Source organism: Arthrobacter sp. Helios (genome assembly GCF_023167125.1).
Classification (GTDB): Bacteria; Actinomycetota; Actinomycetes; order Actinomycetales; family Micrococcaceae; genus Arthrobacter_B; species Arthrobacter_B luteolus.
The window spans coordinates 2,191,417-2,204,467 of record NZ_CP095402.1 but is presented as its reverse complement, the minus strand read 5'-3'; the positions used below and the strand labels follow the sequence as shown (position 1 = coordinate 2,204,467).

Here is a 13,051-nt window from a genome sequence, read left to right as displayed (position 1 = left end):
AACACAAACAACCCTGCTAACAGGCAGATCCGAACGCCCGCCTTAGGGCAGGGGTGAGAGCCGGGACACGCCGAGCCGCTAGCCTTGGAGCATGGCAATCAGCGACGAGCAAGACCTCACCAACCCGGTATCGGCGAAGCGCCGCGGCCCCGTGGAACTTCGCCGGGGGCAGGCGCGCGTACCGCAGTCGGACCGGTTCCTTCTGGATACCCAGGACGGAACACACTTCACGCACACCGACCCCTGGCGGGTCCTGCGCATCCAGAGCGAGTTCGTCGAGGGTTTCGGAACGCTCTCCGAGCTGGGTCCAGCAGTCAGTGTTTTCGGGTCCGCGCGGAGCCTGCCAGGGTCTCGGTGGTACAAAACGGCCGAAGAAGTGGGCCGTCTGCTGTCCGAAGCCGGCCTGGCCGTCATCACAGGAGGCGGTCCGGGATCCATGGAAGCCGCCAACAAGGGCGCCGTGGAGGCCAGCGGCGTTTCCGTGGGCCTTGGTATCGAACTTCCGTTCGAAACCGGGCTCAACGACTGGGTGGACCTGGGCATCAACTTCCGCTACTTCTTCGTCCGCAAGACCATGTTCGTCAAGTACGCGCAGGGCTTCATCGTCCTCCCCGGTGGCTTCGGCACACTGGATGAACTGTTTGAAGCGATGACGCTGGTCCAGACCCAAAAGGTGACTTCGTTCCCCATCGTGCTGATTGGTACGGATTTCTGGGCGCCGCTCCTGAACTGGGTGCGCGGCAGCCTCCTGGCGGAAGGCATGATCTCGGAGAAGGACCTGAACCTGCTTCATCTGGTCGATGACCCCGCGGAGGCTGTCCGCCTGGTTGTGGCCGACAGTGCCGGGCATGTCTCGCTCTAATCGCCCGCCGGCACAATCTGGGACGATGGAGCGGTGATGATCCTGCTCGCCTTCCTTGCCATCGCCGTCGTCGGCGCGGTCTTCCTGCTGGTGGCCGGTCGGATTGGCCCGGGGAGATGGCGGCGTGCTGCTGATCTGGAGCAGGAGGACTGGGGCGGGGAGCGGCGCTTCCCGGCCGCTGCCGGGCTCGCCGAGCCCGATCCCCGGCTGCCTCCGGTGCTCCTGCCGGAGCGGCCCGTCGCAGCGGACATCGCCGACCTGCGGTTCTCTGTTGGCTTCCGCGGTTACCGGATGGACGAGGTGGACGTGGTGCTTGAACGGCTGGCCACAGCCCTCCTGGAACGTGACGCGGCGCTCGCCGAACTGCGTGGGCCGGGCGGACCCGGTCCAGCCGCCCCACCCGTCGACGCCCGGCCGGAGCAGCCCGAATGACAGCGCAGCCGGGTCCGGACGGACTGCTGCGCTGCCCCTGGGCGCTTGGCAGCCCGGATTATCTCGCCTATCACGACGAGGAATGGGGCCGGCCGGTGACCGGCGAGGCGGCGTTGTTTGAGCGGCTTAGCCTGGAGGGCTTTCAATCTGGACTGAGCTGGATCACGATTCTGCGGAAGCGCGAGGCCTTCCGTGAAGCCTTCCGCGGCTTCGACCCGGAAACTGTGGCCGGGTTCGGGGACGCCGAGGTAGCTGACCTGATGGAAAACCCCGGGATTGTCCGCAACCGTGCCAAGATCCAGGCCACGATCAACAACGCGCGTGCCCTGCTCGCGCTCCCCGCGGGTGAGTCGCTGGAAATCCTGCTCGGGAAACACCGCCCGCCGCCCGGACCGGCTCCCCGGTCGACCGCGGACGTTCCCGCCTCCACCCCCGATTCCGTCAGCCTGTCCCGGGCGCTCAGGGACCGGGGCTTCCGCTTCGTTGGGCCGGTCACTGCGTACGCCATGCTGCAGGCCACCGGATATGTAAACGACCATCTGGCAGCCTGCAGCATCCGGGGCAGCTGCTAGCAGCCAGCCCCCGCGCCCGCCGCGTTGTGGCGCCAGACACACCGAAATTTCGCCTGCTCACTACTTGTGCGGAATAATGGTCCCCAAATGCAGCTCGGTGCCCTAAGCAACGGCTCGGAAACCGATCGGCAGCAGTACAGGTGACTACTCGGGGAATAACCCCGCAGTGCACTGTTGAAAGGGGAACTTCAAGATGGCTGCGATGAAACCGCGTACGGGTGATGGACCTATGGAGGTCACCAAGGAAGGGCGCAGCCTGATCTTGAGGGTGCCGATCGACGGCGGCGGACGCCTTGTGGTGGAACTGAACGCAGAGGAAGCCGGCAAACTCAAGGAATGCCTCCTCGGCGTCACCGGCTAGGCTGGGTGCATGCGTCCTTCCAGGCAAGTTTCCAAGCCTGCGGGTTCCTTGCAGGCTCCCCGCAGGATGTCCATGACAGCTGTTTCACCGCTGCCGCCGTACCCGCGGCCAGATGAACCTGGCGCGGATACCGGCCTCGAACCGAAACCCGGCGAGGGCGTGGACGTCCTGGCCGTGGGAATCGCCCCGGGGCCGGCGGCGGAATCTTCCCAGGAAGGCGCACCTGCGGGTGCGAAACCCGTTCCCGAACCCCGCAGCGGAGCCGTTGAAGCCGCCGTGCGCTACGGCGTTGACGTTGCGGCGCGGGCGGATGCTGCCGGGATCAGCGGCCGGGCAGGGGAGCACCTTGTGGTTGAACCGCCGCGCGGTTCCGAGGGGCTGCCCGGGAAACTGATCTACCTGGGGGTCGGCGATGAGTCCCACCAGAGTCTTCGGCGCGCCGGCGCCGCGTTGGCCCGCGCGACGTTCGGAGCACAGAAAATACGCACCAGTGTGGTGGACGGGCTGACGCCCCAGGCGCAGCAGGCCTTCCTCGAGGGGTTCCTGCTTGGTGGCTACCGTGCGCCGAAAACCGGGCTCTCCGACGCCGCCAAGCCCATGGCCGCGCGGATGGAGGTCACCGGTTTGAACCCGCAGGCGCTGGCCCTGGCTGAAACCAGTGCACGCGCAGCCTGGCTGGCCCGGGACCTGACAAACACCCCGCCGGACACCGCAACACCGGCGTGGATGGCCGCGCAAAGCCGCTCCGTGGCCCAGGCCGCGGGGCTCGAATTCGAAGAGTGGGACCCCAAGCGGCTGGCAGCTGAAGGCTTCGGCGGGCTCACCGCCGTGGGTTCCGGCTCCGCCAATGGCCCGCGGCTGGTGCGCGTTACGTACCGGCCCACGGGGGCTGCCGGAGCGGAAGCCGGCGGCGTGGTCCTGGTGGGGAAGGGCATAACCTTCGATTCAGGCGGCATCTCGCTCAAGCCGCGCGATTCCATGCCCGCCATGAAAATGGACATGGCCGGCTCGGCCGTAGTCCTGGCCGCAGTACAGGCCGCCGCTGAGCTGAAGCTGCCGTTCGAAGTGACGGCCCTGCTTGCCCTGGCAGAAAACGCGATCGGTGCCGCGTCCTACCGGCCCGGCGATATTGTCAGGACCTGGAACGGCACCACCGTGGAGATCGGCAACACCGACGCCGAAGGGCGGATGGTTCTTGCCGACGCCCTCGCGTACGCAGCCGGCCGGCTGGAGCCCGGTGCCCTGATTGATGTTGCCACTCTGACGGGCGCGGCCGCGCTCGGACTGGGCAAACGCCATGCCGCCCTCTTTGGCAACGATCCCAGCCTGCTGACCGCCTTCGAGGCGGCCGCCAGCAGCTCGGGGGAGCCGCTCTGGCAGCTGCCGCTGGTGCCGGAATATGACTATCTGCTGGACTCAGACACCGCTGACCTGGCGCATGTGGCACCCGTAGGTGCCAAGGCGGGGGCAGGGGCTATTCTCGGGGCCCTGTTCCTGGAGAAATTCGTGGACGGCACACCCTGGATCCACCTGGATATCGCCGGGCCCATGGAAGCAGCCAGCGACAGCCACGAGTACGCCAAGGGCGCCACCGGTTTCGGCGCCCGGCTGCTGATCGCCTTCCTGCGCGCCCGCGCCGCCCGCACGCTGGCCGGAATCGACGCTTCCTAGACTGCGGCCCGGACGCTACCGGCGCGCCGGCAGTACCTTGACGGCCAGCAGCAGGCCGTCCCCGGTTGGCAGGAGCGCCGAGACCAGCGAATCGTTGTCCCGGATGGCCTTGCCCACCTGCCGCATCGTGCTGGTCAGCGGTTCACGTGCCGCCGGATCGGCGACCCGGCCGTTGTCGAGGGCACCATTAACGATCAGCAGCCCCCCGGGCTTCAGCAGCCGGACGGCCTGTTCGGTGTACACGGGGAAGGATGCTTTGTCCGCGTCGATAAAAACCAGGTCGTAGGCGTTGTCGGTGAGCCGCGGCAGCACCTCGGCGGCGCGGCCGGAGATGGTCCGGGTCCGGTTTCCCGGAATGCCGGCCTCCGAATAGGCCAGCCGGGCAGCGCGCAGGTGGTCGACGTCGGAGTCAATGGTCGTCAGGACGGACTGCGGGCCGAGTCCGCGCAGCAGGCAAACTCCTGAAACGCCGGCACCCGTCCCCACCTCTACAACGGTCTGTGCCTTCGCGGACGCAGCCAGGACGGTGAGCGCCGCGCCGACTCCGGTACTCACGGGATGTACACCGAGTTCGTGGGAACGCTCGCGTGCGCGGAGCAGCACTTCATCCTCGAAGGGCAGGGCCTCCGTGTAGGACCAGTTGGTCTGCTTGTCGGCGCTCATCGGTGTACGTCACTTTCGGTCGGGGTGGCAGGGAAACCAGGAACAAATCGGAATAGAAGCAGGAATTGGAATAGGCAATAGTCCGGGATGCAGCAGGGGGCGCAGCCGCTGGGCTGGGCCGGCGCCGGACTGCTTTACCAGCTTAAGGCCAGCGGTCCAGCAAACCGGGCTGGCGTGGCCGTGCCGTGGATCTTGTCATTTGGATGTCGCAGCGAAAGGCACGCCCACTTGTCTGCCGAACCACGGCATGCTAACAGCGAACTCCCAGAATCATGCGCGAATATTGATGCTGAAGCTGGCGATCAGAGACTGCCCCTACCTCACCGGGAACAAGGCAGCCGACTTGCGCTTTGAAGGGAGGAAGACCATGACCGGGACACTTGACGTTTCAGCGGACGCATCGGCAGGCGCCGACTGGGTGCGTCCGACCTGGGAAGAAGTGGTGCAGGCGCACTCCGCGAAGGTCTACCGCCTGGCGTACCGCCTAACCGGCAACAAACACGACGCCGAGGATCTTACCCAGGAAGTTTTCGTCCGTGTCTTCCGATCACTGGCCAACTTCCAGCCTGGAACCCTGGACGGCTGGCTCCACCGGATCACCACCAACCTTTTCCTCGACCAGGCCCGGCGCAGGAGCCGGATCCGGTTCGACGGTATGAGCGAGGAAGCCGAGAGCCGCCTCCCGAGCCCGGGTCCCGGTCCGGAACGGAGTTTCGAATTCAACAACCTGGACGTCGATATCCAGCAGGCGCTGGAAGAACTTCCTCCGGATTTCCGGGCAGCCGTTGTGCTCTGCGACCTTGAAGGGCTGTCCTATGACGAGGTCGCCCGTGCCTTGGGTGTCAAGCTGGGCACCGTACGCTCCCGGATTCACCGCGGACGCACCATGCTGAAGGAAAAACTGGCCCACCGCGATCCAACCCAGCGCCGGACCCCGGCCGTCAGCCTCAAAATTCCCCGCGTGGTTGGAGCCGGATAGAGAATATGCGCCATCCTCGACGCCATATCCGTGAGTTCCTGGACGACGAACTTCCGCAGCGCAAAAGGGCAGCAGTCCAAGCTCACCTGGAACGCTGCGCACCCTGCCGGTCCCTCGTGGAAGAGGAACGGCGCCTGCGCATCCGGCTGCGGTCCATGAGCATACCGCTGCCGGGGGAGGACCTGGCCCGGCGCATTGTGGCCGGGGGAGCATCCCTGCCGGCCGCCCCGGAGGAGAAACGGCCGCGGACCCGCGCCCGCTACGCCGTCGCCGTGGGTAGCATCCTCACCCTCGTCTCCGGATTCGTCCTGGCTGGTGCCTACGTGCTGGGTACTTTGGCCGACGAACCCTTCTCTGCTCCGCAGCAGGCGCACCTGCTGGCCGGCTGGAACCAAGTAACCCAAAGCCAGACCGGCAAGCTGTCCAGCGACCAGCTGCAGAAGCTCCGAGAATCCGGCTGGTCCTGCCCGGAGCTTTCCGAACTCGGCTTCACCCTTGAAGAAGCCACCGCCACGCACGTGGCAGGACAGCCCGCCGTCGCGCTGGTACTCGCCCGCAATGGGGAGAAGATTACGCTGTATGAGCAGCGTCCGGGTGAGGGCGACACAAACGCCAGCGTCCTGCATGCAGTCAGCGAACGGCCGGTAGCGGAAGAGGGTTTCACCCTCCAGACCGGAAACTCCGCTACCTCGCCCCGGGTCTGGCGGGATCCGGCGAAGCCCGGCCAGGCAGTGCTGTCCACCGGCAATGTCACCTATACACTCGCGTCATCTGCGTCGAACGAAATGGTTGCCGGTGCAGTCAGTGAACTGTCGCTGACCGAGTCTGCCCGCCTGCTGGTACCTTCCAAGGACCGGGACTCCGGGCCGGTGGACAGGGTGATGCGGGGGCTATCGCTGCTGGCCGGTGCCGGACGTTCACTTTGAGTCCACACTGGAAGTCGCTTGAACCGGGCGGGAAAAGGTAACCTTCAGAAGTGTTCGGAATAAATGGCTATGAGCTGATCGTGCTGGCAATCCTTGCTGTGGCCGTTCTCGGCCCTGAGCGCCTGCCCGAATACGCCTCCCAACTGGCCCGCCTGGTCCGCGAACTTCGCCGCATGGCCAGTGGTGCCCGGGAGCAGCTGCGCGAAGAAGTCGGCCCGGAAATTGACGAAGTGGACTGGCGCAAGCTGGACCCGCGGCAGTACGACCCCCGGCGGATCATCAAGGAAGCCCTGCTCGACGACGTCGAAGATGCTGTCCGCCCGGCTCCGCGGCAGGGAACCTCAGGGCACCCCGTCCGCAGCGCAGCCACAGCGCCCGCAGCCGCAGCGCCGGCGGCCGCCGCCGTCCCTGCTGCCGCAGCGCAGACATCACCGCCGCCCGTGCAGCGCATCGAACGGCTCGCGGCCGGGGAAACCGCTCCCTTCGACGTGGAGGCCACCTAGCCCCGCACCGGGCAGTGCCGGTACGCCGGCCGGACCAGCACCTGCCCCCGGAACGGCCGCCGCAACAACGTAGCCCCGCGGACAGCGGATCCCAACCGTCCGGCGCGGTGACATCAGAGTGGCGCCTGCCAAAACCGACGTCCCTTGTCTCCAGTAGTCTGCGACAGGGAGGGCATCCATCAGGAGCGGGGGGTGACTCCCAGGCTCATCCCGGAGAGTCCCCGCGGACGGCGGGACAGGGTGTGGGCGATTCGCCGCAGCTCAGCACCGGCGCTCCCGTCCTGAGCGGCGGAATCCGTCAGCACCACCGGAAGTCCCGCGTCCCCGCCTTCGCGCAGGCGGACGTCGAGCGGGATGCTGCCGAGCAGCGGAACTTCGTAGCCGAGTGCGCCGGCCAGCCGCTCGGAGACGATCGCACCGCCGCCTGAACCGAAGAGCTCCATCCGTTCCCCGTTCGGCAGGCTCAGCCAGGACATGTTCTCGATGACGCCGGCGACTTTCTGACCGGTCTGGGCGGCAACTGTTCCCGCCCGCTCGGCAACGTCCGCCGCCGCCGCCTGCGGCGTCGTGACCACCAGAATCTCAGCCGACGGCAGCAGCTGGCCCACAGAGATAGCGATGTCGCCTGTGCCCGGAGGAAGGTCCAGCAGCAGCACGTCCAAGTCCCCGAAATACACGTCGGTGAGGAACTGCTCCAGTGCCCGGTGCAGCATCGGCCCGCGCCAGGCCACCGGCTGGTTACCGTCGAGGAACATGCCGATGGAAATCGTCTTGATGCCGTGGGCCACCGGCGGCAGGATCATCTCGTCGACGCGGGTTGGCGGCGCGGTGATGCCCAGGAGGCCGGGGACGGAGAACCCGTGGACATCGGCGTCGACCACACCCACCCGCAGCCCGGAGGCCGCCATGGCTGCGGCGAGGTTGACCGTGACGGTGGACTTGCCCACCCCGCCCTTGCCGCTGGCGACCGCATAGACACGGGTCAGGGAATCCGGACGGCTGAATGGAATCCCGCGGGCTCCGCCCGGCCCGCGGAGCATCGCCTTGAGCTCTTCGCGCTGTTCGGGACTCATGACGTCCAGCTCGACGTCCACGCTCGAAATGCCGGGCACCCCGGCGAGCTCACGCTCCACGTCGCCGGTGATGGTTCCGCGCAGCGGGCAGCCCGCAATCGTCAGGAGCACCGAAACGCGGGCGGCGCCGGCGTCGTCCACTTCCACGCTGCGAAGCATGCCCAGCTCGGTAATGGGACGCCGCAGTTCCGGGTCGATGACCCGGCCAAGGGCGGCGCGGGCCTGTTCCTGGAGGGTCTTACCTGATCCGTTCAAAGGCACTGCTTAGTCTTCTCCTGCTCCGGGCGTAATCTTGGGCAGCGCCGCGGTGGCATCCTGGCCCCGGCGGCGCTGGTTCCGGCGGCTGGAATCGTCCCGGTTGTCATTTGCTTCCAGGAGCTCTTCGAGCAGGCTCCGGATCTCGGAGCGGACATAATCCCGTGTGGCTACTTCACGCAGGGCGATCCGCAGCTCGGCGATTTCCCGGGTGAGGTACTCCGTGTCCATCAGGTTGCGTTCAGCGCGTTCGCGGTCCTGGCGCATGGAGACACGGTCCCGGTCGTCCTGCCGGTTCTGGGCCAGCAGCAGCAGGGGAGCGGCGTAGGAGGCCTGGAGGGAGAGCATCAGGGTCAGCAGCGTAAAGCCCAGCGCCACGCTGTCGAAGCGCAGGGACACCGGCCCCCACGTGTTCCAGCCCAGCCAGAGAAGGCAGAAGACGGTCATGTACAGCAGGAACTGCGGGGTGCCCATGAACCGGGCGAAATTCTCCGTGGCGTGGCCAAAGGCATCGGGGTTTGGGGACAACCGCGGGAGCCACCGGGTGCGGGCGGTGCGCGGGGTATCCAGGCCGTCGGTGCGGGGGCGGTTCTTCTCAGCCATTCTTCCTTCCCTGCCACGTAATGGGGCCGGTGTCATCGGAGGCGCGCCAGTCATCCGGGAGGAGGTGGTCCAGCACATCGTCCACCGTTACGGCTCCCACGAGCCGGCCGCCGTCGTTCACAACCGGCAATGAGTTCAGGTTGTACGTCGCGAGCATGCGGGAGATCTCGCTGATGTCCGCGTAGTCGCGGACCGGTTCAAGGTCAGTGTCCAGGATGTTTCCCAGCGCCTCGGGGGGAGCGGCCCGCAGCAGCTTCTGGATGTGCACGACGCCGAGATACCGTCCGGTGGGAGTTTCCAGCGGAGGCCGGCAGACATAAATGGAGGAGGCGAGGGCTGGGGTGAGCTCCTCCTTGCGGACATGGGCCAGGGCTTCGGCCACCGTGGCTTCCGGCGGGAGGATCACGGGCACCGGCGTCATCACCGAGCCGGCAGTATCCTCTTCATACTCCATCAGGCGCCGGACATCGCGGGCGTCTTCGGGCTCCATCAGCTGCAGGAGCTCTTCCTTCTGTTCTTCCGGCAGCTCGTTGAGCAGATCGGCGGCATCATCCGGATCCATTTCCTCCAGGACGTCTGCGGCCCGCTCAAGGTCAAGGGACTGCAGGATCTGGACCTGATCGTCGTCGGGGAGTTCCTGCAGGACGTCGGCGAGGCGCTCATCCTGGAGTTCACTGGCGACCTCGATGCGGCGTTTGCCGCTCATTTCGTGCAGGGCCTCGGCGAAGTCGGCTGCCTTCAGGTCATCATGCTGGGCAACGAACTGCGTGGCGGCCTGCGGGCCGGAGATGTCCCAGTGGTAAATCTCGGCCCAGTCCACGATCAGCAGTTCGCCGCGCCGGCGCAGCCCGCGGAGCCCTGAAGCCTGCCCGCCGCGGCGGACGAAGAGACTGGAGACGTGCCAGTCTCCGGCACGGTTCTGCTCAATGGCAATATCCTCGACGGTGGCTTCCCCGCCGTTGTCCGCCAGGATCACCTTGCTGTCGAAAAGCTCGGCGACCACCAGCATTTCCGCGCCGCGCTGCTGGAAACGGCGCAGATTGACCAGCCCGGTGCAGATGATCTGGCTCGGGTCCATGGAGGTGATCCGCGTGATCGGCACGAAGACCCGCTTTTTGCCCGGGACCTCTACGACGATTCCCACGGCCTGGGGCGGCCTGCCCGCGCCGCGGTCCAGCACTACGGCATCGCGGAGGCGGCCCAGACGGTCCCCGAGCGGATCGAAGACATCCAGGCCGAGCAGCCGTGCAATGAAGACTCGGGTGGGATTTGTGCTCACCCTTCTTAGGCTACTTGGCGGCGGCGGGATCGGCGTATTACGGCGCCGCCATCCGGGCCCGGCGTTCACTGCGAGCGATACATTCCCCCACAACGGCCCCACTTGCGAAAGAATGGTGGAATGTCGAACCTATTTGGTGGATCAACGCAGCGGGACCCGGGACGCAACCTGCCACGCGGCGAACTAGTGGGCCGTTACACCGCGTACCTGGATGCCCAGAAGGCGGTGGACTACCTGGCGGATTCGAAGTTCCCCGTCCAGCTTGTCTCCATTGTCGGCAACGAGCTGAAATCCGTGGAGCGGGTGACCGGAAGACTGTCCTATCCGCGGGTGGCGTTGTCCAGCGCCGCCACCGGTGCCTGGTTCGGTCTCTTCGTGGGGCTTGCCTTGATGCTCTTTGGCGGCGGCGATTCCTATATCTCGCTGATACCGTCCATGGCGCTGGGCGCCGTCTTCTGGCTGCTGTTCGGAGTGCTGGCGTACGCCTTCCAGCGCGGCCGCCGGGATTTCACCTCCACCAGCCAGGTCATAGCCACCAGTTACGACGTTGTGGTGGCCCCTGAGGCTGCCAATGAAGCCCGGAGGCTGCTGCAGCAGCTGCCCATGGTGGGACAGAGCGGGCATCCGGCAGCTTCGCAGGGACAGCCTCCCTACCAGCCGCCGCAGGGACAGCCGCCCTACCAGGGACCGCAGGGACAGCCGCCGTACCAGGGGCCGCAGCAGGGCCAGGCGCCTCAGCGTCCGTCCACATGGGCAGATCCCTACGGTGCCCGCGGCGCCGGCACTTCCGGCGAAGCTGTGTCCGGCGGAGCTGTGTCCGGCGGAGCGGGCGCTCACGCTGCCGCAGCCCAGGGGCAGCCTGCGGAGCAGCAGCAGGCACAGGCTGGGCAGGCACCGCCCCGGGGCCAGTTCCCCGATCTGCCCGACGGCCGGCCCCGCTACGGTGTCCGGCTCCCGGATGCTGTCCCGGCCGCCCAGAATGACAGTGGCGCTGGTTCCCCGGCATCTGAAGCTGCCGCACCTGAAGGTGCGGCGCCTGAAGCCCCGGCAACCGATGCCGCTCAGAATGAATCAACCCCGGAGCAGAAGGACGGGAACCGCTGATCCCAGCAGGTTCCGGGGGCCGGCGCAGCCGCTCAGCGTTGGGCCAGCAAAAGCCACCGCCCTTGAGTATTACAGCCCATGAGACTCGCGGCCCACAAGAATCACAGGCCATAAAAATACCCGCCCGGATCATCCGGGCGGGTATTTTTATGGCTCGGGCAGTGTCGGCCCCGTGCAGCTGCTAGGCGTAGATGCCGGCCATCCAGGCCTCGACGTCGTCCGGGTTGCGGGGCAGCGCGTCGCTGAGGTTTACCGGGCCGTCGGCGGTGATCAGTACGTCGTCCTCGATCCGGACGCCGATTCCGCGGTATTCCTCGGGGATGGTGAGGTCTTCCTTCTTGAAGTACAGGCCGGGTTCGATGGTAAAGACCATGCCTTCCTCAATGACGCCGTCCAGGTACAGCTCGCGGCGTGCCTGGGCGCAGTCATGGACATCCAGGCCGAGGTGGTGGCTGGTGCCGTGCGGCATCCAGCGGCGGTGCTGCTGGCCCTCATCGGAGAGCGCTTCCTCGAGCGGAACCGGAAGCAGTCCCCAATCCTGCAGGCGTTCGGCAAGGACACGAACTGCGGCAGCATGCACGTCACGGAATTTGTTTCCCGGCTTGGCCGCAGCGAAGCCGGCATCGGCCGCGTCCAGCACAGCCTGGTAGACCCGGCGCTGCACCTCGGAGAACTTGCCGTTGACCGGCAGGGTGCGGGTGACGTCTGCGGTGTAGAGGCTTTCGGCCTCGACTCCGGCGTCGAGCAGCAGCAGGTCACCTGCCTGCACAGCGCCGTTGTTCCTGATCCAGTGCAGGACGGTGGCATTGTTGCCGGCCGCGGCGATGGTGTCGTAGCCCAGCTCGTTGCCCTCTTCGCGTGCCCGGGCAAAAAATGCACCTTCTACAACGCGCTCCCCCCGAGGGTGGGCGATGGCGCGGGGAAGGGCCTTCACAACCTCCGTGAAGCCGTTCACGGTAGCGGCGACGGCTTCGCGCATCTGGGCGATTTCCCAGTCATCCTTGATCAGCCGGAGCTCGGAGAGCGCCTCGGTGACTTCGTCGTCCAGGGCATCCAGTGCCGAGAGATCTACGTTCTCCGGGTCGGGAGCAGTGTTGTAGCGGACGGTGTCGACCAGGGCATCGACCATCTCGTCCACCTTGCGCAGCAGACGGACCGGGGTGCCGCCAAACTGCGGATCGCCGACGTTCGCTGTGATCGCGGTTTCAGCTTCCGACAGGTCACGGGTGGGCAGGCCAACGAGGGCGCTGACTTCAGCCAAGCCAAGCCGTGAGCCGATCCAGAATGCTCCGTAGCGTGCGTTGGAGTAGAACTCCTCGCTGTCGGTTCCGGCGAGCGGCCGGAAGTACAGGGTGGCCGTGTGGTGGCCGCCGTCGTCGCCGGTTCCTTCTTCCACGGGCTCCATAACCAGCACGGCGTCCGGCTCGTGGTCCAGGCCGAGCCCTGTGAGGTGGGCGAAGCCGGAGTGGGGCCGGAACCGGTAGTCGGTGTCATTGGAACGGACCTTCAGCGGACCGGCGGGGATGACCAGGCGCAGTCCCTTGAACCGCTCGGACAGGGCCCGGCGCCGAGCGGCGGCATACGGGGCCACTTCCGACTGCTGGGGCAGTTCATGCGCTTCGGCGGCCCAGCCGGAGGACATAAAGTCCTTGAAAGCCTGAGATGTGGGGCGCTGGGAGCGGTTGTTTACGCGGTCATCGAGCGGCTGTCCCTCCGACAGTTCTTCGAGGCCGGAGTCAGCAGTGTCTGGGGAAATGGCGTCAGTACT

14 protein-coding genes are annotated in these 13,051 nt (G+C 66.6%); 9 read left to right on the top strand and 5 right to left on the bottom strand.

The window, feature by feature from the left end:
* Positions 1-91: 91 nt before the first annotated feature.
* The 5 genes from ArtHe_RS09870 to ArtHe_RS09850 all read left to right on the top strand — a co-directional run bounded on the left by ArtHe_RS09870 (position 92) and on the right by ArtHe_RS09850 (position 3,898).
* Positions 92-862: a TIGR00730 family Rossman fold protein gene (locus ArtHe_RS09870; RefSeq protein WP_248316647.1), complete on the top strand. Its 771-nt coding sequence runs from the start codon at positions 92-94 to the stop codon at positions 860-862.
* A gap of 36 nt (positions 863-898) precedes the next feature.
* On the top strand, positions 899-1,294 hold the full coding sequence (locus ArtHe_RS09865; RefSeq protein ID WP_248316646.1) for a DivIVA domain-containing protein: 396 nt from the start codon (positions 899-901) through the stop codon (positions 1,292-1,294).
* A complete protein-coding gene (locus ArtHe_RS09860) occupies positions 1,291-1,866 on the top strand; it encodes a DNA-3-methyladenine glycosylase I (protein ID WP_248316645.1) in 576 nt (191 codons plus the stop codon). Before ArtHe_RS09865 ends, ArtHe_RS09860 begins: the two co-directional genes overlap by 4 nt.
* A 193-nt stretch (positions 1,867-2,059) precedes the next feature.
* Entirely contained in the window at positions 2,060-2,227 is a 168-nt protein-coding gene (locus ArtHe_RS09855) for a DUF3117 domain-containing protein (RefSeq protein WP_083521353.1), read from the top strand.
* A gap of 72 nt (positions 2,228-2,299) precedes the next feature.
* Complete coding sequence (locus ArtHe_RS09850) at positions 2,300-3,898, top strand: leucyl aminopeptidase family protein (protein ID WP_248316644.1); 1,599 nt, start codon at positions 2,300-2,302, stop codon at positions 3,896-3,898.
* Positions 3,899-3,913: 15 nt separating this feature from the next.
* On the opposite strand, the gene ArtHe_RS09845 is transcribed toward ArtHe_RS09850, so the two are convergent.
* Positions 3,914-4,561: an O-methyltransferase gene (locus tag ArtHe_RS09845; protein ID WP_248316643.1), complete on the bottom strand. Its 648-nt coding sequence runs from the start codon at positions 4,559-4,561 to the stop codon at positions 3,914-3,916.
* 367 nt (positions 4,562-4,928) lie between these two features.
* Between ArtHe_RS09845 and sigE the strand changes: the two genes are divergently transcribed.
* The 3 genes from sigE to ArtHe_RS09830 are packed head-to-tail and all read left to right on the top strand — an operon-like array spanning position 4,929 to position 6,969.
* On the top strand, positions 4,929-5,540 hold the full coding sequence (gene sigE / locus ArtHe_RS09840; RefSeq protein WP_066296970.1) for an RNA polymerase sigma factor SigE: 612 nt from the start codon (positions 4,929-4,931) through the stop codon (positions 5,538-5,540).
* Between the two features lie 5 nt (positions 5,541-5,545).
* Positions 5,546-6,466, top strand: coding sequence for an anti-sigma factor (locus ArtHe_RS09835; protein WP_248316642.1), 921 nt, complete (start codon positions 5,546-5,548; stop codon positions 6,464-6,466).
* A 50-nt stretch (positions 6,467-6,516) separates the two neighbouring features.
* Positions 6,517-6,969, top strand: a complete 453-nt coding sequence (locus ArtHe_RS09830) for a Sec-independent protein translocase TatB (RefSeq protein WP_248316641.1) — start codon at positions 6,517-6,519, stop codon at positions 6,967-6,969.
* A 179-nt stretch (positions 6,970-7,148) separates the two neighbouring features.
* On the opposite strand, the gene ArtHe_RS09825 is transcribed toward ArtHe_RS09830, so the two are convergent.
* Genes ArtHe_RS09825 through ArtHe_RS09815 form a run of 3 tightly spaced genes read right to left on the bottom strand, consistent with a single transcriptional unit; the run spans position 7,149 to position 10,179 of the window.
* Entirely contained in the window at positions 7,149-8,303 is a 1,155-nt protein-coding gene (locus tag ArtHe_RS09825; protein ID WP_248316640.1) for a P-loop NTPase, read from the bottom strand.
* 3 nt (positions 8,304-8,306) lie between these two features.
* Entirely contained in the window at positions 8,307-8,900 is a 594-nt protein-coding gene (locus ArtHe_RS09820; protein ID WP_066295708.1) for a DUF1003 domain-containing protein, read from the bottom strand.
* Positions 8,893-10,179, bottom strand: coding sequence for a CBS domain-containing protein (locus ArtHe_RS09815; RefSeq protein ID WP_066295706.1), 1,287 nt, complete (start codon positions 10,177-10,179; stop codon positions 8,893-8,895). Before ArtHe_RS09815 ends, ArtHe_RS09820 begins: the two co-directional genes overlap by 8 nt.
* A gap of 120 nt (positions 10,180-10,299) precedes the next feature.
* Here ArtHe_RS09815 and ArtHe_RS09810 point away from each other — a divergent pair, with 120 nt between their 5' ends.
* Complete coding sequence (locus ArtHe_RS09810; protein WP_248316639.1) at positions 10,300-11,283, top strand: general stress protein; 984 nt, start codon at positions 10,300-10,302, stop codon at positions 11,281-11,283.
* A gap of 181 nt (positions 11,284-11,464) precedes the next feature.
* Here the strand turns inward: ArtHe_RS09810 and ArtHe_RS09805 are convergent, their stop codons facing one another.
* Positions 11,465-13,039, bottom strand: a complete 1,575-nt coding sequence (locus tag ArtHe_RS09805) for an aminopeptidase P family protein (RefSeq protein WP_248319740.1) — start codon at positions 13,037-13,039, stop codon at positions 11,465-11,467.
* Positions 13,040-13,051 lie beyond the last annotated feature (12 nt).